At 52.4% G+C, this 18,268-nt stretch carries 24 protein-coding genes; 18 read left to right on the plus strand and 6 right to left on the minus strand.

Annotation, left to right across the window (positions count from 1 at the left end; genetic code table 11):
- Positions 1-82: 82 nt before the first annotated feature.
- The 12 genes from LOK74_RS04800 to LOK74_RS04850 all read left to right on the plus strand — a co-directional run bounded on the left by LOK74_RS04800 (position 83) and on the right by LOK74_RS04850 (position 11,045).
- Entirely contained in the window at positions 83-1,669 is a 1,587-nt protein-coding gene (locus tag LOK74_RS04800; RefSeq protein WP_230045451.1) for an N-acyl-D-amino-acid deacylase family protein, read from the plus strand.
- Positions 1,670-1,724: 55 nt separating this feature from the next.
- The gene (locus tag LOK74_RS04805) at positions 1,725-2,528 is read left to right on the plus strand and encodes a serine hydrolase (RefSeq protein WP_230045452.1); all 804 of its coding nucleotides are present in this window, start codon (positions 1,725-1,727) and stop codon (positions 2,526-2,528) included.
- Between the two features lie 74 nt (positions 2,529-2,602).
- Complete coding sequence (locus LOK74_RS04810) at positions 2,603-3,457, plus strand: transporter substrate-binding domain-containing protein (RefSeq protein ID WP_230045453.1); 855 nt, start codon at positions 2,603-2,605, stop codon at positions 3,455-3,457.
- A 62-nt stretch (positions 3,458-3,519) separates the two neighbouring features.
- Complete coding sequence (locus LOK74_RS04815; RefSeq protein WP_230045454.1) at positions 3,520-4,188, plus strand: amino acid ABC transporter permease; 669 nt, start codon at positions 3,520-3,522, stop codon at positions 4,186-4,188.
- A gap of 8 nt (positions 4,189-4,196) precedes the next feature.
- Positions 4,197-4,919, plus strand: coding sequence for an amino acid ABC transporter ATP-binding protein (locus LOK74_RS04820; RefSeq protein WP_230046909.1), 723 nt, complete (start codon positions 4,197-4,199; stop codon positions 4,917-4,919).
- Positions 4,920-5,059: 140 nt separating this feature from the next.
- A complete protein-coding gene (locus tag LOK74_RS24035; protein ID WP_255679496.1) occupies positions 5,060-5,185 on the plus strand; it encodes a hypothetical protein in 126 nt (41 codons plus the stop codon).
- 192 nt (positions 5,186-5,377) lie between these two features.
- Positions 5,378-5,887: a GNAT family N-acetyltransferase gene (locus tag LOK74_RS04825; protein WP_230045455.1), complete on the plus strand. Its 510-nt coding sequence runs from the start codon at positions 5,378-5,380 to the stop codon at positions 5,885-5,887.
- Between the two features lie 144 nt (positions 5,888-6,031).
- Positions 6,032-7,525 carry a nickel ABC transporter substrate-binding protein gene (gene nikA / locus LOK74_RS04830; protein ID WP_230045456.1) on the plus strand — a complete coding sequence of 498 codons (1,494 nt, stop codon included), beginning with the start codon at positions 6,032-6,034 and terminating at the stop codon, positions 7,523-7,525.
- A 4-nt stretch (positions 7,526-7,529) separates the two neighbouring features.
- Entirely contained in the window at positions 7,530-8,471 is a 942-nt protein-coding gene (nikB, locus tag LOK74_RS04835; protein ID WP_230046910.1) for a nickel ABC transporter permease, read from the plus strand.
- Complete coding sequence (gene nikC / locus LOK74_RS04840) at positions 8,468-9,337, plus strand: nickel transporter permease (protein ID WP_230045457.1); 870 nt, start codon at positions 8,468-8,470, stop codon at positions 9,335-9,337. The genes nikB and nikC overlap by 4 nt, the downstream gene beginning before the upstream one ends.
- Before the next feature lie 44 nt (positions 9,338-9,381).
- Positions 9,382-10,266, plus strand: coding sequence for an ATP-binding cassette domain-containing protein (locus LOK74_RS04845; RefSeq protein WP_230045458.1), 885 nt, complete (start codon positions 9,382-9,384; stop codon positions 10,264-10,266).
- Complete coding sequence (locus tag LOK74_RS04850; protein ID WP_230045459.1) at positions 10,263-11,045, plus strand: ABC transporter ATP-binding protein; 783 nt, start codon at positions 10,263-10,265, stop codon at positions 11,043-11,045. Before LOK74_RS04845 ends, LOK74_RS04850 begins: the two co-directional genes overlap by 4 nt.
- Before the next feature lie 79 nt (positions 11,046-11,124).
- On the opposite strand, the gene LOK74_RS04855 is transcribed toward LOK74_RS04850, so the two are convergent.
- The 4 genes from LOK74_RS04855 to LOK74_RS04865 all read right to left on the minus strand — a co-directional run bounded on the left by LOK74_RS04855 (position 11,125) and on the right by LOK74_RS04865 (position 12,517).
- Positions 11,125-11,358: a hypothetical protein gene (locus LOK74_RS04855; RefSeq protein WP_230045460.1), complete on the minus strand. Its 234-nt coding sequence runs from the start codon at positions 11,356-11,358 to the stop codon at positions 11,125-11,127.
- Positions 11,359-11,546: 188 nt separating this feature from the next.
- The gene (locus LOK74_RS04860) at positions 11,547-11,861 is read right to left on the minus strand and encodes a metal-sulfur cluster assembly factor (RefSeq protein ID WP_230045461.1); all 315 of its coding nucleotides are present in this window, start codon (positions 11,859-11,861) and stop codon (positions 11,547-11,549) included.
- Positions 11,862-12,072: 211 nt separating this feature from the next.
- A complete protein-coding gene (locus LOK74_RS24040; protein WP_255679497.1) occupies positions 12,073-12,207 on the minus strand; it encodes a hypothetical protein in 135 nt (44 codons plus the stop codon).
- Positions 12,208-12,223: 16 nt separating this feature from the next.
- Positions 12,224-12,517 carry a hypothetical protein gene (locus LOK74_RS04865; protein WP_230045462.1) on the minus strand — a complete coding sequence of 98 codons (294 nt, stop codon included), beginning with the start codon at positions 12,515-12,517 and terminating at the stop codon, positions 12,224-12,226.
- A gap of 110 nt (positions 12,518-12,627) precedes the next feature.
- Between LOK74_RS04865 and LOK74_RS04870 the strand changes: the two genes are divergently transcribed.
- Positions 12,628-12,978 carry a Get4 family protein gene (locus LOK74_RS04870; protein ID WP_230045463.1) on the plus strand — a complete coding sequence of 117 codons (351 nt, stop codon included), beginning with the start codon at positions 12,628-12,630 and terminating at the stop codon, positions 12,976-12,978.
- A gap of 168 nt (positions 12,979-13,146) precedes the next feature.
- On the opposite strand, the gene LOK74_RS04875 is transcribed toward LOK74_RS04870, so the two are convergent.
- On the minus strand, positions 13,147-13,386 hold the full coding sequence (locus LOK74_RS04875; protein ID WP_230045464.1) for a hypothetical protein: 240 nt from the start codon (positions 13,384-13,386) through the stop codon (positions 13,147-13,149).
- A 192-nt stretch (positions 13,387-13,578) separates the two neighbouring features.
- Between LOK74_RS04875 and LOK74_RS04880 the strand changes: the two genes are divergently transcribed.
- Positions 13,579-13,836 carry a hypothetical protein gene (locus LOK74_RS04880; protein ID WP_230045465.1) on the plus strand — a complete coding sequence of 86 codons (258 nt, stop codon included), beginning with the start codon at positions 13,579-13,581 and terminating at the stop codon, positions 13,834-13,836.
- A 98-nt stretch (positions 13,837-13,934) separates the two neighbouring features.
- On the opposite strand, the gene LOK74_RS04885 is transcribed toward LOK74_RS04880, so the two are convergent.
- Positions 13,935-14,105, minus strand: coding sequence for a hypothetical protein (locus LOK74_RS04885; RefSeq protein ID WP_230045466.1), 171 nt, complete (start codon positions 14,103-14,105; stop codon positions 13,935-13,937).
- Between the two features lie 357 nt (positions 14,106-14,462).
- On the opposite strand from LOK74_RS04885, the gene LOK74_RS04890 reads away from it, so the two are divergent.
- From LOK74_RS04890 to LOK74_RS04905, 4 genes are read left to right on the plus strand one after another with little or no spacing between them, the layout of a single operon-like run.
- Positions 14,463-15,554, plus strand: coding sequence for an ABC transporter substrate-binding protein (locus tag LOK74_RS04890; protein WP_230045467.1), 1,092 nt, complete (start codon positions 14,463-14,465; stop codon positions 15,552-15,554).
- Entirely contained in the window at positions 15,530-16,654 is a 1,125-nt protein-coding gene (locus tag LOK74_RS04895) for an ABC transporter ATP-binding protein (protein ID WP_230045468.1), read from the plus strand. Before LOK74_RS04890 ends, LOK74_RS04895 begins: the two co-directional genes overlap by 25 nt.
- A 1-nt stretch (position 16,655) precedes the next feature.
- Positions 16,656-17,483, plus strand: a complete 828-nt coding sequence (locus tag LOK74_RS04900; RefSeq protein WP_230045469.1) for an ABC transporter permease — start codon at positions 16,656-16,658, stop codon at positions 17,481-17,483.
- Complete coding sequence (locus LOK74_RS04905) at positions 17,473-18,264, plus strand: ABC transporter permease (protein ID WP_230045470.1); 792 nt, start codon at positions 17,473-17,475, stop codon at positions 18,262-18,264. The genes LOK74_RS04900 and LOK74_RS04905 overlap by 11 nt, the downstream gene beginning before the upstream one ends.
- Positions 18,265-18,268 lie beyond the last annotated feature (4 nt).

Raw genomic sequence — 18,268 nt, forward strand, 5'->3', positions numbered from 1 at the left:
AGCAACTTCCAAAAAGCTGACCGACAGGTCGGATTGATGTGGAAACGAGCTCCTGCAACTGATCAAGGAAGGAGATGTCACAGTGTACGACGTTTTGATTCGTGGCGGTATGCTTTGCGATGGGACTGGCAACCCGTGGACGAAGCGGGACATTGGGGTGAGCGACGGCAAAATCGCCGCGATTGCCGACCTATCAAGTTCGGGCGGCAAGGTGGAGATTGATGCTTCGGGACAAGTAGTTGCTCCTGGTTTTATCGATCCGCACGTTCATTCCGATTTGCTGTGCACGAGACCAGAGATTCACAAAATCAAGGTGCTGCAAGGGGTCACGACCGAGCTGTTCGGTCAGGACGGAATATCAGTCGCTCCCGTTTCAGCCGAGACCAAGCCCCTCTGGCAACAGCAGTTGAAAGGGTTGAATGGAGATATCGGGGAGTGGCCGTGGCATTCGGTTGATGAGTATCTGCAGTTCCTAGAGCGCGCCAGTCTAGCTGGAAATGCCGCTTACCTCGTCCCCCACGGCGCGGTGCGGACCATGGTGGTAGGCTTTGCTGCCCGTGAAGCGAGCCAGAGAGAGATCGAGCAGATGAGTCAACTGGTAGAAGAGGGCATGCGACAAGGAGCGTTCGGAATATCTTCTGGTATTCAGTATCCCCCGTGTGCGTATACCACCCTTGATGAACTAGTGGCGATCTGCAGCAGTGCCGCCAAGTACGACGGTTGTTTTGTCGTTCATATCCGCAACGAAAGCAACCTTTCACTGGAAGCATTGGACGAAGTGATCGAAGCGGCACGGCGCTCTGGTGTCCGCCTGCACATCTCTCACTTCAAAGTGTGCGGCAGTATCAACAGGCCCAAACTGCAGGCTGCTCTGGAAAAGTTGGAGGCAGGGCGAGCGGAAGGGATCGAGATCACCTTTGACCAGTATCCGTATTCTGCTGCTTCCACCGTGTTTCAGGCAATCCTGCCCCCATGGATGCAGGACGGGGGTACAGCCGAGATGTTGAGACGTTTGCAGGACCCGGCCATACGAGAGCAAGTAAAACAGGAGATGCTTCACAACGAGCAGTACGACAATACCGTCCGCAACAACGGTTGGGACAAGATCGTGATTGCTTCTGTCACTTCGGAAAAAAACCGGGAACTGGAAGGAAAAACGATTCGGGAGATCGGCAGCATGCAGGGGAAGGATCCGGCTGATGCGGCGTTCGACCTTTTAATCGAAGAACAGGCAGCGGTGACGATGATCATCCATTGGGGTGTCGAAGAAGATGTGATTCGGGTCATGCAGCACCCGTTGCAGATGGTTGGCTCCGACGGAGTATTTGGCGGGAAACCACATCCCAGGCTGTACGGTTCGTTCCCGCGTGTTCTGGGACGATATGCCCGGGACAAGAACGTGTTCCCTCTCTGGGAAGCGGTCCGCAAGATGACGGGTGCGCCTGCTCAATTGCTGCGCTTATCCGACCGCGGGTATCTTCGTACCGGATACCAGGCAGATATTGTCGTCTTTGACCCGTTGAAAGTGATCGACAGGGCGACGTTCGACGATCCTCACCAGCTGCCCTTAGGGATACGTCATGTGCTGGTAAACGGTTCAATTGCCGTCCGCGATGGAGAGTATACCGGAGTGACTGCCGGACAGGTCATCCGCAGGTGCATCATCTAAAATGTTCATAGCCGGGACGTGTAGAGAACATCAACCTTTGATAGGAGAAGAGACGATGAAGCAAATGGAACAAGTGCTGCTGCCTTTACTGGAACAAACAGGCGGCAGTTGGGGAATCGTCATCGAGGATCTGGACCGTGAGCAGCAATGGAGCCACAATGAAAATGAACGGTTTGCCGCAGAAAGTATTATCAAACTGCCCATTATGGCAGCCGTTTTTGCAGCGGCAGAAAGCGGTCAAATCCGATTGAGTGACAAGCTGATACTGCAGCGGGAGCAGCTCGTCGGTGGATCAGGGGTGCTGCAGCACCTGACTCCTGGCCTGCAGTTGTCGGTGTACGATCTGGTTACGTTGATGATCATCCAGAGCGACAACACGGCGACCAACATCTTGATCGATTTAGTTGGCAAAGAGCAGATCGAACAGACGATGAAAGAGTTGGGGATGCTGGACAGCCGTTATCTCCGCAAACTGATGATCTATCCGGCTGCAATCGATGAACCCAATACGATTACCGCGCATGATATCTCACGGCTGCTGGCCCATCTGGCAAAAGGTACCTACCTCTCCCGTCACGCCTGTCTGCAGATGATGGAGATTATGAAAAGACAGCAGTTTCGAAACGGTCTGCCGGCCTATCTGCCTGTCGAAGCGGAACCGTTTGTAGGCCGCTCCCCTCTTTGGCAGTTGGCCAACAAAACAGGTTGGGACACAGGCCGTCAGCATGACGTAGGAATCTTTTTCATCGGCGGGCGAACGATCAGTGTGACCGCTTTATCCCGTGATCTGGACCCGCCTGTGGCGCTGGATACACTCGCTCGTATCGGCCAAGCCGTCTATCGCTACGCTCAGACATAGTGCTGGGCATCCTAATATTTTTCAGAATGTTAAGATTTATTTTATCCACTAATATTTTTTGAGGGGGAACGATGATGACGAAAAGGTGTGTGCAGATGCTGTTGCTGCTCGGTGTTGTGTGTTTGCTAGTGACAGGCTGTGGCGGTACGCAGCAGGGTAATTCCACCGATGGGGCAGGCGGACAAGCAGGGGAAGCAGCCGGGACTGGAGCGAATATGACCGTCCAGCCGGGAACCTTCCAGTTCGCGATGAGCGGGATGGCCAAGCCATACAACTATACGGATGGAGAGAACAACCTGGTCGGTTTTGACGTCGAGATCGCCACAGAAATCTCTAAACGACTAGGGCTTGAACCTGTCCCGGTACAGACTCCCTGGGGATCCATCCTGCAGGGATTGAAAGCGGGCAAGTACGATGCGATCATCGGCGGGATGTCGATTACGGAAGAGCGGCAGCAGCAGGTGGACTTCTCCCAGCCGTATCTGATCATGCAAGCCGTCATGTTCGTCAACGAGAACAATTCCAAGGGGATCAAGGGGAAAGAAGATTTAAAAGGAAAAGTGGTTGGGGTTGTGACGGCTTCGACCTATAAGGATTTTGCACTGGAACTGGTCGGGCCCGAAGGTCGCGTGAAGGAGTACGAAACCGATCTCTTTGCGATGCAGGAGTTGAAGCAGGAGGGGAGAGTGGACGTCGTGATCACCGATCTTGGCGTCGGTATGGATGCGATTAAAAACGGCAACATCCCGGCGATGCCTGTAGGCGAGCCGCTATTCCTCGATGAGTGCGGCATCCCCGTGCAAAAAGGCAATCAGGAGCTGCTGGATGCGGTGAACAAAGCGTTGGATGAGATGAAACAGGACGGCACGTATGAAGCGATCAGCAAGAAGTGGTTTAACAAAAACATGTTGTCGCCGGGCAACGAATAAGCAAATCAGATCCGGAATGTGCGCTTTTATCATGCAGCCCATTCTGTTACAGGAGGAGCGCCATGGCTACTTTTTTACCATTGTTGGCGGAGACGTGGTTCGGATTTCTCAAAGCGGCGGGACTGACGGTACAGCTAACTGCGGTCTCTCTCGGGATAGCGATTGTGATCGGCCTGGTGTTCGCCTTTTTGCGGATCTCCGAGTGGAAACTGTTGAGAGGAATGGCTCATCTCTACATTACCCTGATCAGGGGTACGCCGCTCATCTTGCAGATCATGGTGCTCTACTTTGGGATTGCCAAACTGATCCTGCTAAGCGATTTCTGGGCCGGGGCACTGGCATTGGCGATTCATAACGGGGCATATATCGCCGAAATTTTCCGAGGGACCATTCAATCGATTGAGCGGGGACAGATGGAGGCAGCTCGATCGCTAGGGATGTCCTACCCGCTGGCCATGCGGCGCGTGGTCTTGCCTCAGGCGTTTAGACGGGCCATTCCACCGCTTGGCAATCAGTTTATCATCGGTCTGAAAGATTCTTCGCTTGTCGGCTTGCTCGGCTATCAGGAACTGTACTTGCTGTCTCAATCGACGGCTGCCCGTACTTTTTTACAGTTTGAATCATACGCCATTGCCGGCCTGTATTACCTGGTCCTGGTGTTATTCTTCACGTTTCTCGTCAACAAGCTGGAAAAACGTCTTGATGTGGACAAGGCAGGTGCAAGCGTATGAAGCGGTTGATGGTTGAAGTAAGCGGGCTTACCAAATCATTTGGCGACCTGCCCGTGCTAAAGAACTGTGGTCTGCATGTGGAACAAAGTGAAGTGGTCGTGCTGATCGGCGCCAGCGGATCTGGAAAAAGCACGCTGTTGCGGTGCATCAACTTTTTGGAGCTGGCTGACAGCGGTCAGATTTTGCTTGATGGAAAAGTGATTGATCCGCGCTCAGATAATCTGAATCAGATCAGGCAGAACGTGGGGATGGTGTTTCAGCACTTTCACCTGTTTCCGCACCGCACTGTACTGGAAAACGTCAGCGAAGCCCCTATCTACGTGCGCAAAGTGGCGCGACAGGAAGCGGTTAGAGAAGCGCTGCAGCTGTTGGAAAAGGTGGGGCTGGCGGACAAGGCGGCCGCTTATCCCAATCAACTGTCCGGTGGTCAAAAACAGAGAGTCGCGATCGCCCGGGCACTGGCGATGAAACCAAAAGTGATGCTCTTTGACGAGCCCACTTCTGCGCTCGATCCGGAACTGGTCGGCGAGGTGCTGGCTGTGATGCGGGACTTGGCGCAAGAAGGGATGACGATGATTGTCGTGACTCACGAGATGGGTTTCGCCAGGGAAGTGGCGGATCGAGTCGTTGTCATGGACCAGGGGAGCATCATCGAGGAAGGAAGCCCCCAGCAGCTCTTCGCCGATCCCCGTCATGAAAGGACGCAGCGATTTTTACGTCAGGTATTGTAGGCTATCGGGTAGGATTTATCTGTACGTAGACTCCACGCATCTTCGCGTGGAGTTTTTCTATGTTGCTACAGAGTTGCTACAGAAGCCGCTCAAGTTTCGTGCTATCCTTGTATAAGAGTTTGACTATGGGAGAAGCTCTTATGGTTTACTTGCGAAAGGCTGCTTTGCTTTGGGAAGAGATATCTGCTACCCAACGATATCCCTTTTCCATACCGTCCATTCGCTCCCTGCGAGAGATTGACTTTGTCAGTAATGTGTGGTTTTAATCATTTTGCCACCCATATTGACGAGGTGGAGCAGATTAAACCAAACGGATACCGTGCCTACGGGGGCAAATCGCTGCACGATTATGATTTTTGTTGACGAGAGCGAAAATCTGGAGTAGTGTTATCGCGTAAAAAAGAATTATTACGATTTGCTGCTTTTACACTTGATACAAGAGAAGAAGGAGAGAGAGTATGGATAGGAGGACCGTGTACGGGATCGAACCCGTAGGGAATGAGAGCGTGACTGAACTGCTGGGATTCGTGATGACCGTACGCAAAGAGGTATTCCCTATGTTAAACCACGAGCAGCTGCCTGAAGATCTGCTCCATATCCAGCGTCACTATTTGGAGCCAAAGGACGCCGCTTTTTTCTTGGCCAGAATGGAAGGGCAAATCGTCGGCTCGATTGCCGTTCACCGATACGACGATCGGATCGCCGAGGTAGGGGGGAGGTATGATCTGCGCGCTACGGCAGAAATTGTGAAATGCTACGTGGATGCAAACATACGCAGGCAGGGCATCGGGACGGCCCTGGTGCAGCAAGCACTACGTTTTTGTCGGGATGCGGGGTACAAGACGGTCTATCTGCATACACACCGATTTTTACCCGGCGCTGTTTCCTTCTGGCAGCAACATGGTTTTTTGCTGAGAGTTGAGCAAGGAGACAGCATGCAGACCGTACATATGGATCGAAGAGTTTGAATGATGTTTACCGTTGGAAAGGGTGGCTTTGTGGTGTGTCCATTATTCTATAAAAAAAGACGTAGCATGCCATTTGTGATCACACTTCTGTTATGCACGTTAGTGGCATTGTCGGGATGCAGTCAAAACAAACAGGCTTCTCCCGTGAGTAGATCAGATGCCGCTGGGCAGTCGAACATAAATACAAAAGATGGGCTGAAAAAAGTTACCGTGATTCGTAATTTTAAAAGCGGCAGCCTCGATCCCCACAACAGCTGGGAACCGCTGCGGGCGGGTGTCGTCGAGACGCTTGTTCGCTTGAACGAGGACTTGGAGCTTGTACCGTGGCTTGCCACCAACTGGGAAACGAGCGATGATCAGACATGGGTGTTTACGATTCGCGAAGGTGTGACGTTCCAAGACGGGACCAAGTTGGATGCTGCCGCTGTAAAAGCTTCTTTTGAACGCGGACTGGCAGCCAGTGATGTATTGGCCCGCGCTTTAAAGATTGAATCGATGGAAGCAAGCGGTCAACAACTGACGATCGTCACGACAGAACCGCATCCGGCCTTGCCTTCGGAGTTGGTCAATCCTTACGCTGCCGTTATCAGTGTCGAAGCGGAGCAAAAAATGGGCACAACTGCTTTTAACCATGCCCCAGTCGGCACAGGGCCGTTTAAAGTGAAGCAGTTTACCCCCAATATCGAGATCCAGTTGGAGCGTTATGATGGGTACTGGGACGGTAAGGCGAAGGTGAATGAGGTCTTGTACCAATTCAACGAGGACGGAAATGTTAGAGCGCTGGCCCTGCAAGCAAAAGAGGCAGATATTGTTTATCAGATTCCAGCCGAAACAGTGGAGGCCGTCCAGCAGGACAGCCAGCTTAGAGTGGAATCGGTCGCTGGTCTTCGTGTCCATTACCTGCTGTATAACCAACAGAAGCCGCTGCTCCAGGACATCAGGGTGAGAAAGGCGATTGATCTGCTTCTTAACCGGGAAAGCATCGCAAGTGACATTATGCTCGGACATGCGACTCCTGCCAATGGCCCGTTTAACGCAAGGCTTCCGTTTGGCAGCAAGGAGGCGGTTCAGCAGTTGGATCCGGGCGAAGCCAAAAAGCTGCTGATGGAAGCGGGGTATGTGCCTGGCGAGAGTGGGAAGCTGGAAAAGGACGGGCAGCCGCTCACGTTGCAGTTGATCACCTACAAAGGGCGACCGGAGCTACCACTGATCGCACAACTGCTGCAGTCGGACGCAGCCAAAATAGGGGTGGACATCAAGATTCAAACGGTTGAAAATGTGGACACCTATTTACGGGAGAACAAAGATTGGGACTTGGTGACGTACAGCAACTTATCTGCACCGCGCGGCGATGGGGGATACTTCCTCAATTCGGCCTTGATGCCTGGCGGTTCGCTCAATCCGATCAATCTGAGCAGCGACAAGTTGAGCCAGTTGGTGATCCGGTTAAATGCCACTAGCGAGATTGCCCAGCGAATCCAATTGACTCGGGATGCCGTAGATGTCATCAACCAAGAAGTTCCCCATTCCTATGCGGTTTACCCCAATCTGATCGTCGGTGTGAATAACCGCGTGATCAATTGGAAACCAGGTGCGGAAGAGTATTACATCATCACGAACCAAATGGATGTGAAATAAGGTGCTGAAGCTAGTCAGGAAGCGTTTGCTGCAGCTCGTCCTTGTATTGTTTCTCCTCTCTTTGCTGACGTTTACGCTGATGAAACTGGCACCGGGCGATCCTGTGCTCCTGATCTTGGAAGCGGACGAAATGTCTGTTACACAAGCTGACGAAGCTAAACTGCGCAAGGAACTGGGCTTTGACCAACCGTTGTTGCTCCAGTACGGTCAGTGGCTGCAAAAACTGCTGCAGTTCGATTTTGGGCATTCGTACATAAAAGGGAAGCCGGTATGGGACGAAATGATTGACAGGCTGCCTACCACCGTTCAGCTTACGGCAGGTGGCCTTCTGGTGATGGTCTTGATAGCGGCGCCGCTCGGGTTGTTGGCTGCCAAGTATCCCGGGCGTTGGCCGGATCAGATGAGCCGATTGCTCGCCCTGATCGGCGCTTCCATCCCTAGTTTCTGGCTGGGACTGCTGCTGATTTACGCGTTTGCGTTTAAGCTGCAGTGGGTGCCGACGAATGGAAAAGGAAGTTTTAGCCACATGATTCTTCCTTCCGTCACGCTTGGCTTTGCAATGGCTGCGGTGTATGCCCGCTTGCTCCGGGCCGGGCTGCTCGAAAGTTTGTCTCAGGAGTACATTCGGGCCGCGCGGGCCAGAGGGATTGCGGAATGGCGGATTCTCTTGCGGCATGCTCTCCGGGCGGCGCTTCTGCCGGTAGTGACGATCTTTGGGATGAGTATCGGCAGCTTGCTTACTGGCTCCGTTGTGGTGGAGACCTTGTTCTCCTGGCCGGGGCTGGGAAGTATGGCTGTAGAGGCCATCTTTCAGCGAGATTATCCGATCATTCAAGGATACGTCTTGCTGACGGGCATCTTTGTCGTGCTGGTCAATCTGCTCGTCGATCTCTGCTATGGACTGCTTGATCCCCGGATCCGCTATGGGAAGGGGGACTGGTCATGAGTGTTGGTGCCGCCGCCAGTCCCGTTCGTCCTGTGGTACGGCAGAGCATCTGGCGGAGGATGCTGCACAATCCGCTGACGATCCTGGGAATGGGCATCATGACCGTGATCGTCCTACTCACGCTGTTTGGACCTCTGATTGTACCCAACGATCCGCTTACTGTACAAATGTCGGAGCGTCTACAGTCACCGAGTTGGCAGTATCCACTCGGTACGGATCATATGGGCAGGTGTATTTTTTCCAGATTGGCTGCTGGTGCACAGACGACTCTGGGTATCTCGGCGCTTGCCATCGTCTCGGTAACGCTGATCGGAATCCCCTTAGGCTTGTTGTCCGGCTATATCGGGGGACGCCTCGACAGCTTGTTGATGAGGCTTGTCGACAGTGTGGGGGCTCTGCCTGAGTTTATTCTGGCGATCGCCTTTTCCGGATTTTTAGGACCTAGTGTGACAAACTTGATGCTATCGATCGTATTGGTCAAATGGATTGGCTATGCCCGCGTCGTCAGAAGCATCGTACTGTCGGAGCGGGAGAAGGAATACATATTGGCTGCTCGTGTTGCTGGCTGTCGCACTTGGACGATTCTCTGGCGGCATTTGCTGCCGCAGATCGTCCCTCCTGTACTGGTCTTGGTTGCGCTGGACATTGGTAAAGTGATTCTGATTATTTCTTCCCTCTCCTATCTGGGTCTTGGTGTACAACTGCCATCTGCAGAATGGGGTGCGATGCTCAATGACGGTCGTCCCTATTTCCAAACTGTTCCAGAGTTGATGATCTATCCGGGATTGGCTATTATACTGGTCGTTGTTTCCTGCAATCTGATCGGAGACGGGCTTCGCGATATTTTAGATGTTCGCAGCAGATAAGAGCTGTGCTTGCAGATCATTGTGGTGCTTATGGGGGGTGCGAGATGAGACAGGCGGTGCTTCAGGTTCGTCAGCTAACCATCAGTGAACATCAAGGGAAAAAACAGCACAGGCTGGTGCATGAGCTCAACTTCTCCATACGCAGTGGAGAGATGCTGGCCTTAGTCGGCGAGAGCGGAAGCGGCAAAAGTGTGACAGCCAGCGCTATTTTGGGGTTGCTGCCTAACTCGTTGCGCGTGGACGGTGGAGAAATCGTGTTCCAGGGAGAAGATATCCTTCCCTGGTCGGAAAAACGGAAACGGGAACTGCGCGGCAAACAGATCGGTTCGGTATTTCAGGATTATCAAGGCAGTTTTACTCCCTTTATCAAACTGGGCAAGCAATTGGTCGAGACGATTCGGGCTCATCGAAAAGTATCTGTACGTGAAGCAAAACGGGTTGCATTGGAGTGGCTGGATCGGGTGGGATTGCCGGCGGAACGCGCCTTCCACAGCTACTCGTTTCAGCTGAGCGGCGGGCAGCGGCAGCGGGCTGCTCTGGCCGCCGCTATGATGCTGAAGCCTTCCCTGCTCATTGCCGACGAGCCGACGTCAGCATTGGATGTGTTGAGCGGCGAGCGGGTGCTGAATCTGCTTACCACACTGCAGCAGCAGTCTGGATGTGCCGTACTGATGATCTCGCACGACTTGCGGCATGTGATGAAGCGGGCGGACACGATTGCGGTGATGAAAGAGGGACGGATTGTGGAGACAGGCCCGACCGAGTCGATCCGACGCCGACCGAGTCATCCGTATACGCACATGCTGCTAAAGGCCAGGCCGTATCTGTCAGGAGCAGGCTCGGCGCATGTTTGGGACTGGGAACGTGCTTGGGATCAGGAAACAGATGAAGCAGAACAGCTTGATGTTGGCCGGGGAGGGACTGAATGAACAGAATATTGACAGTTGATCGGCTTTGCAAGACGTACAGCGAATCAGGGCGCCAAGTTGCAGCCGTCAAGAATGTGTCGTTTTCGATCGGAGAAGGGGAGTGCTTAGGGCTGGTTGGAGAGAGTGGCAGCGGCAAGAGTACGTTGGCCCGGCTGCTGCTGGCGCTGGATCGGCCGGATAGCGGAGAAGTCCGCTTGCACGGCGCCTCCCTTTTTGCCCTGAGAGGGCGGGACATGCGTCAAATGAGGCGGTATGTCCAAGCGGTCTTTCAGGATCCGACCTCCTCCCTCAATCAGCGCTTGCCGATATGGCGCTCTGTCATGGAGCCCCTGGACAACTTCCCAGATGTTACACCGCCGTTTCTGATGGACGTACGCCACTCCCGCAGGGATACGGCAGCAAAACTGCTGGAGATGGTCGGGCTGCAGATAGCTCACATGGATCGTTTTCCTCACCAGTTAAGCGGTGGACAACGGCAACGTGTGGCTATCGCCAGGGGAATCAGCCTGATGCCCCAACTGCTGATCTGCGACGAACCAACCTCCAGTTTGGACGTATCCGTACAGTTGCACATCCTGCAGCTGCTCAAAAGGATGCAAACCAAACTGAACATGGCCTGCTTGTTTATTTCTCACGATATTGCAGCAGTACGAATGATGAGCCAGCGGATCATCGTGATGAAAGAAGGGCAAGTCGTCGATCAGTTCTCCAGTGAACAGCTGATGAGCGAGGAGCGGCATGAATATACGCGGCAGTTGGTCGCCGCCGTAACAGAATGAACGGACGTTGGCGAACGCTTAAAGACGTACGAATCAGAACATTGACTTGCCTAATCATTTCGAGTTGTAGGCGCGATCTCTACCAGAACCCATCCCAGTAAAATCTGTCCATTTCTTGCTGGATTTCATCCTTTTCTCTGGCAAGTGCCTCCCGGATGATTTGCCAATCGGGTGAGTCGGGATCTACCGCTGCGTTCTGCCGATCCAGGATGTTGTAGATCACGTCCCAATCATCCGGTGAATCATATCGATCTTCGCCACCGCCGATCAACCTGATATCATGAAGCAGCTGCTTGACGTCTGCCGGTATCACAGGTTAGCCTCCCTTCCAGTACATCTTTTGTTCCTTAGCCTTTCCGCTGTTTCCGAAAATATCCGAGATAAACAGAATGCAGTAAAAGCAGGGGATGTCCCTACAAGCGCAAAGGGACATCCCGCTGATGATGACTGGTGCAGAGCTAGTGTTGACGACATTGTGGGCAGCATCATCAACTCAGTTTCTCAAACGAGAGCTCGGCGACGTTTGATCTCTTCTATGGCCCAGTCGGTCATACGAGCTGGTGTCCAGGCAGGTTCCCATACGAGATTAACCTCAACGTTCTTGACACCTGGGACACGTTTGATCGCTTTTTCGACGTCGCTTACGATCACGTCCTGAAGGGGGCATTCAGGAATCGTCATTGTCATCGTGACCTTCACATTATGATTAGCATCTGCCTGAATGTCATAGACCAGTCCCAAATCGACAATGTTCACCTCAAGTTCAGGGTCGATCACTTCCTCCAGTCCTGACCACACTTTCTCGACCAGATCCATACTGGCATCCCCTTTCGTTACAATGCGTGCGAAGGGCAGCAAGTCCCACTTTCATCACAGCGGCGTCATGCCCGTGCGAATAATGTTCCCCTTTTTCCTTCAGATCTTTCCTCTCGCCTTGGAGAAGAAGGGTTGCTCCGGCCTGGCACATACAAAAAAAGCTGCCCAGCAGCAGAACATCTGCTGCCGGACAACCAGTGTTATGTCGTATTCATTTCCATTTTCCGTATTGAGCAATCTCTGCGAATATTTCAACGAGCGCTTTCAAACCTTCCGCGGTTTGCAAAGCGATCAGCGGCAGACTTACGAGCCCAATCAACGCTTCCCCAATCAGTTTCGACCACAAGCAGATCTCCCCCTTTTCAGATTGTCAAACAGGAAAAGGGAGGAATGTTCGGTACTCTGTCGGAATGAACCTTGGATCTGCAGAAACAGAGAAAGAGAGTCAGGATCGATATCCTCGCTTCGGGGTACCTCTCGATATACTGCGGATCGACGTTTGCCGTATAGGTATTGCTGATCGGTTGCACATAGACGACCACCGGGATGGGAACGATCCTGGAACGCAGGTAGAGAAGCCCCGCCGAAAAGCCAAGGACGAGCCAGACCCATGTCATCAGTTCATCATATTGGAACGATAACAATAACTCTTCCATGGACCAATCCCCTCCTCAATAAAATTGTATCGGAAGACAAGGAAGCTGTGCAACCTAACAATACCTGTAAATCTACTTACAGCATACTACACATGATGGAGGATGGTATGGTGCTTACCACTTTTCTTCACCGACAGGGGCGCGGTTGGTCCGTGGCAAAACTCCCCAGCGGAGACGATTCATTTCATCAATTGTTGGGAGAGTATACCGTGGAACCGTTCGCCAAGGGGCATTATCATCTGTTGCGCAGCAACGGGTACCCAGACACGTATCTGATCACCAGGATCGACACCGATGGTGACGGAGAGATCGGCAGCTACGTCTCCCTCGATCAACAGGATCTTGCGTTCATCGCAAAAGAGGGGGGGCACGCCTATTCTTCAATCAGTATGCGGACAGGCGATGGTATGAGAGCAACAGAGGAGGATTACATGAAGTTGTGGGAGGACGATCGATTGTAGCCAAGGGGTGTCCCGCATAGTAACCAATATCCCTGTGCGAACGAAAAACATCCCGTCTCACGATGAAAAGTGGGACGGGATGTTGGCGTGTTTCGTCCTGAAAAGTGGAACGGTCAAAAGCGGAATGCGACTAGTGAGACAGTTCCATCCGGTGATGATGCTCCACTTTTACTGGGTAAAAGTGGGTTCTTCTCGTTCCGGACGATTGTCGTGATTGGACACGTTGATCTGGCTTAGCATCTTCTTCATTTTTTCGCATTCTACCTGGTAATCCTTGATGACCCGTCCCAATACGTCAATCGACTCGGCTAACTCCTGTCTTTCACTTATGTAGTCGATTGCTCTGCGCAGATGACCGATCTTGTTTTCCGCTTCCTTCAATCTGTCAGCTAGGTGAAGTGCATTCATGCTGAATCCCTCCTTACGTTTCTGCTTATTTTGCCCAAAAGGAGATGGTTTCTATGTCAGGGAGGAGGGATGCCTGCGCCAATATTTGGTCCTGCGCCAAGAAGGTGAGATGGGGTGTATAGTTGCTCCGCCATGTCGAAGAATAAAAAGAAGTTCTGCAAACGTACTTTACGCGACGAGGAGGAGCACTGCGTGTTCAAACGATACAGCCTCTACTTTACGTTGTTTGCCGTTGTTGTCAGCCTGATGAGCCTGCTGCAGATCGAGTTGGGCCATGCCATTCTCTATTTGACCAGTCCTACCAGCTGGGTGATCGAAATATTTTACGACAGGATGTCTGTACCGACCAAGATGAGCTTGATCTATATTACGACAATTGTTTTTTGGTATGCCGTTGGACGTTATATCGATTATTTGATCGAGAAGAGAAGCAGACAGGAGGTGGAATGAAGAGAAGGGCTGTCAAGAGCCGTTGTCGTTGGCTCATGGAAAGACCCGGAGCATGATGGTGATCATCTCGTTTCGCCCCGGGTTTTCCTCAAGTCTGACTAATGGTGGCCACCAGGATCGTGGTGGCTCATGTTGTGCATTTGTTGAAAGCGTGCTTCATCGATGTAGTGATGCTTCACGTATTCGTCTCTGCCGCGCAGGCTTCTTGAGCCGCGCAGAAACCAGGCGGCTGCGGCAAGACAAGCAAGAAAGCCGAAAAAGTAGAGCAAGCGACTTCCCCCTCTCTGATACGATCTGTATCCTCTTTTATTTTATCATATGATACAGGAAAAAACCTGATTTGTTTCCGGTTTTATACAGAATGAGGCGTACATCTTCCTGGTTCCAATCAATCGATTTGTCAGCGGAAGCCGTTATCGGAAAATATTTTTTTATCTGCAGCTTGTCCAATAACCCCATCGACAGCAGGCTGAATATAATTTATACTTTTATTATTCGCAATATGACTAATATTTTACCTGTTAAAGGAGGGCTCCACGTACTGGCACCAGCTATCAGGGTTTTTCGACTCAAGAGAATGCTTGCAGAGAGTAGGAAAAAATCAACCAGATCGTAGGGGGTAAAACATGAAAAAGTCCAACAGCAACTACAGCTTCAAGAAGAAAGGTGTTTCTCTGCTATCACTATTGCTCGCATCTGTTCTTACGGTGCTGGCCGGCTGTTCTTCGTCAGGTGAGCAAACACAAGGCGGCGGAGACAACCAGACCGAAAGCAGCGAGATTGTCGTTACATCGTTTGGTGGCAAGTACGATGAGGTGTTTACGTTATACGTAAAGGAGCCGTTTGAGAAAGCAAACCCTGGAGTCACCGTAAAACTGGCTCCTTATACGGGAATCGCCAAGCTGGCGCAGGGCGGCGGTTCTTCAATCGATGTGGTTTCACTTGATGACTTCGATCTCATCGACGCTGCCAACAAAGGCATGCTGGAACCGTTGAAAAAAGAGGAGTTTTCCACATGGGACAACCTCTATCCGCAGGCCTTCCTCAACAGCCAGGACGGAGAAACCTACGGGCTCGTCAACGTATTTGGAGCTTGGGGGATTGCCTACAACCCTGAAGTAGTGGACAAGCCGGAATCGTGGAACGATCTTTGGAGTCCGGAGGCAAAAGGAAAAGTGGCCCTGATGAGTCAATGGATCCCGGACATTTTGCTCACGGCGAAAGCAACCGGTGCTTCGTATGAGAACATGGAGCCGGTATGGGAAGCATTCAAAGAGGTAACGCCCTCAGTAGCACAGTACTACTCTTCTTTCTCCGCACCGGAATCGTTGTTTGGAACAGGGGAAGTGGCGATGGCCGCCTGGTTTGACGGAAGAGCCTACGCGCTGAAAAACGCGGCGAAACCGGTTGACTTCACCATCCCCAAAGAGGGTGGCGTACTGATTCGCAGCGGGATGGGCGTATTGAAGGATAGTGAAAACAAGGAACTGGCTAAGAAACTGATCGACTTCTGCATGACGCCGGAGGTTCAAGCGGGCTTTGCGAAAGAACTCTATTACGGCCCAACCAATACTACAGTTGAACTGGATCAATCGCTGCAGGAGATCGTCGTCTATGGAAAAGAGAAGGTAGAAGCACTGATCACGCCTGACTGGAACGAGATCTTACCAAAACGGGAGGAATGGCTGACCAAATGGACAGAAGCAACAACGCAGTAGATCCGGCTATCTCGCTTCAGTCAATCTCGAAGTTTTTTGCTGATACCACAGTCATTGACAACATCAGTCTCGACCTGGCAGAGGGAGAATTTCTCTCTCTGCTGGGCCCGAGCGGTTCCGGGAAGACGACGATTCTCCGGATGGTGGCTGGGTTGGCTTCGCCGAGCGAGGGTAAGGTGATTTTAAAAGGGCAGGATGTAAGCGCCATCCCACCTAATAAACGCAACCTTGGCATGGTGTTTCAACAGTACGCGTTGTTTCCGCACATGACGGTTTGGGACAATGTGGCATACGGTCTGCGGGCCCGCAAGGAAAAAGCGGACGTGATCAAACAAAAAGTGGAGAAGTACTTGGAGCTGGTCGGGCTAAGCCATCTGGCCAAGCGGAAGCCTCGGGAGTTGTCAGGCGGACAGCAGCAGCGGGTTAGTCTCGCCCGGGCACTGACCGTGGAGCCGGTAGTGATGCTGTTCGATGAGCCTTTGTCCAATCTGGATGTACGGTTGAAAGAACAGATGCTGCAAGAAATCCGCAATCTGCATCAAACGATCGGCTTCTCGGCGATTTACGTCACCCATGATCAGAATGAAGCACTATATCTTTCGGACAAAATCGCTGTCCTGAACAAAGGGAAGATCGAGCAGTTTGCGGCACCGGAAGCGATCTTGAAACAACCGGCCTCCGCATTTGTGGCCGATTTCTTCGGGTACACCAACCGTGGAGAAGGAGCTGTCCTCTTGGAGGAGGGCAAGGCTAGGCTGGGGAACTGTGAGATCCCGGTTGGCCATGTGGGAGCCGACGCCGCCCCGGGGGACAGGGGTGTGCTCTTGATGAGAGCCAATGCGATACAGATCGCCGACTACCAACAGGAACTCTTCTCTCTGGAGCAGATTGCCGGGCGGGTTCAGGTGACAGAAGCAGAAGTCCTGGACAGCCGTTATCTAGGGGGAGAGACGGAATTGAAGCTGCGACTTTTGCAGGCTGACGGTCTGGAAATTGACGCGATCTACCCCCAGATGGTTACACCACTACCAAAGCGCGGCGAGCAGGTTCGTGTCTGGTTCAGCGCTGATTCCGTCTGCTTCTTCAAAGGGGAGAGCTAAGATGAGGAACATGATGCGGTTTTATACCGTACTGGGTTGGATCGCCGTTGCGTATATGACGGCGCTGTTCCTCTACCCTGTATGCAAAGTGGTCTACACCAGCGTTTGGGTGAACGGCAGTTTTTCGCTGGCCAACTACGTCAACCTTTTTTCTGCTGATCTCTACTCCAAGGTACTGTTGAAAACACTGTGGGTTTCTGTCATCAGCACGCTGATCGCCTTGTTTATCGGCTACACGTTGGCCTATTTTATTACGACGAGACCTGCGAGCAAGCAGGGGTTTTGGTTGATGCTGATCATTTCACCGATGTTTATGAGTCTGACTATCCGTCTGTTTGGCTGGATGATCCTGTTGAGCAAAGAGGGGCCGATAGCAAAGGGACTGAGCGGGTTGTTCGGCGGCTCTGAGACGTCTCTATTGTTTTCCCAGACCGCTGTCGTGATCGGCATCGTCCATTTTGTGCTACCCTTTATTGTGCTCAATATCTACACCTCGCTGAACAGACTGGAATCGTCCCTGATCGAGGCTTCTACCATGCTTGGAGCTTCTCGCCTGCGCACCTTTTGGAAGGTAACGTTCCCGCTGTCCCTGCCGGGGGTGTTTGCCGGCAGCTCGATCGCATTCGCTCTGGCGGCCAGTACGTTTTTGGTACCGATCATGATGGGCGGACCGTCTGACAATCTGCTGGCCAACATGGCGTACAACTCGATTGTCACGATCGGCAACATGGGAATGGGGGCTGCTTTGTCCTTTGTGCTGCTGGTAATCATCGTAGCCGTACTACTGGTGATGGGACGGCTGGAGAGGAGGGGTCACATTGCGTCCTAAATGGAGGGGATTGGTGTACCTGTACATCCTGGCTGTGGTCCTGTTTATCCTCGGGCCGGTATTGATCATCATACCGCAGTCGTTCAGCGGCGGCGATATGTTCAGCTTTCCGCCGGACGACTTTACATGGAAACAGTATGAGGCGTTGGCGGAAGATGAGCGAATCCACTCCTCGTTGTGGCTCAGCCTCTCCATCGGTGCTGCTTCCACCTGCCTGGCCGGGCTGATCGGGTTATGTGCTGCACTCGGCATCGTCAAGGGCAATCTGCCGGGGAAAAACCTGCTGGAATCCTTGTTTCTCGGACCGCTGATCGTACCATTGGTCACGACTGGGATCGGTTTTTTAATTATTTTCGTGCCGCTTGGACTGGTGGGTTCGCCGCTGGGGATTGTATTGGCTCACTCGATCATCATCAGTCCGTATGTGGTGCGCATCTTGATCGCAACACTGCGTCACTTTGACCACGTGCAAGAGGAAGCAGCCATCGTGCACGGAGCCGATTCGTGGTACGCCTTTCGTACGGTTGTTCTGCCCCAGCTGCTGCCGGCACTCATCTCTGGTGCGATCCTTGCTTTTCTCGTCTCGCTTGACGAGTACACGGTGACCATTTTTCTCGCCCAGGCGGATACGGTCACCATTCCGATTCGCATCTATCAGTATGTGGCGATGGATATCAATCCGGTTGTAACGGCGTTGGCCAGTGTGACCGTCATTGTCTCGTTTGTCCTGATTGTCCTGTTGGAAAAACGCTTTAAGATTCATAAGTACTTGGAAATGTAAGCTC

Origin of the sequence: Brevibacillus humidisoli (assembly GCF_020923435.1) — a bacterium.
Classification (GTDB): Bacteria; Bacillota; Bacilli; order Brevibacillales; family Brevibacillaceae; genus Brevibacillus_E; species Brevibacillus_E humidisoli.

Coding starts and splice junctions, on each gene's coding strand:
- LOK74_RS04865 (WP_230045462.1), bottom strand. CDS start 12,517: ATGGAAGAGTTATTGTTATCGTTCCAATATGATGAACTGATGACATGG.
- LOK74_RS04900 (WP_230045469.1), top strand. CDS start 16,656: ATGAGGAACATGATGCGGTTTTATACCGTACTGGGTTGGATCGCCGTT.
- LOK74_RS04845 (WP_230045458.1), top strand. CDS start 9,382: ATGAGACAGGCGGTGCTTCAGGTTCGTCAGCTAACCATCAGTGAACAT.
- LOK74_RS04850 (WP_230045459.1), top strand. CDS start 10,263: ATGAACAGAATATTGACAGTTGATCGGCTTTGCAAGACGTACAGCGAA.
- nikC (WP_230045457.1), top strand. CDS start 8,468: ATGAGTGTTGGTGCCGCCGCCAGTCCCGTTCGTCCTGTGGTACGGCAG.
- LOK74_RS04810 (WP_230045453.1), top strand. CDS start 2,603: ATGACGAAAAGGTGTGTGCAGATGCTGTTGCTGCTCGGTGTTGTGTGT.
- LOK74_RS04820 (WP_230046909.1), top strand. CDS start 4,197: ATGGTTGAAGTAAGCGGGCTTACCAAATCATTTGGCGACCTGCCCGTG.
- LOK74_RS04815 (WP_230045454.1), top strand. CDS start 3,520: ATGGCTACTTTTTTACCATTGTTGGCGGAGACGTGGTTCGGATTTCTC.
- LOK74_RS04805 (WP_230045452.1), top strand. CDS start 1,725: ATGAAGCAAATGGAACAAGTGCTGCTGCCTTTACTGGAACAAACAGGC.
- LOK74_RS04875 (WP_230045464.1), bottom strand. CDS start 13,386: ATGAATGCACTTCACCTAGCTGACAGATTGAAGGAAGCGGAAAACAAG.
- LOK74_RS04860 (WP_230045461.1), bottom strand. CDS start 11,861: ATGGATCTGGTCGAGAAAGTGTGGTCAGGACTGGAGGAAGTGATCGAC.
- LOK74_RS24035 (WP_255679496.1), top strand. CDS start 5,060: ATGGTTTACTTGCGAAAGGCTGCTTTGCTTTGGGAAGAGATATCTGCT.
- LOK74_RS04890 (WP_230045467.1), top strand. CDS start 14,463: ATGAAAAAGTCCAACAGCAACTACAGCTTCAAGAAGAAAGGTGTTTCT.
- LOK74_RS04895 (WP_230045468.1), top strand. CDS start 15,530: ATGGACAGAAGCAACAACGCAGTAGATCCGGCTATCTCGCTTCAGTCA.
- LOK74_RS04825 (WP_230045455.1), top strand. CDS start 5,378: ATGGATAGGAGGACCGTGTACGGGATCGAACCCGTAGGGAATGAGAGC.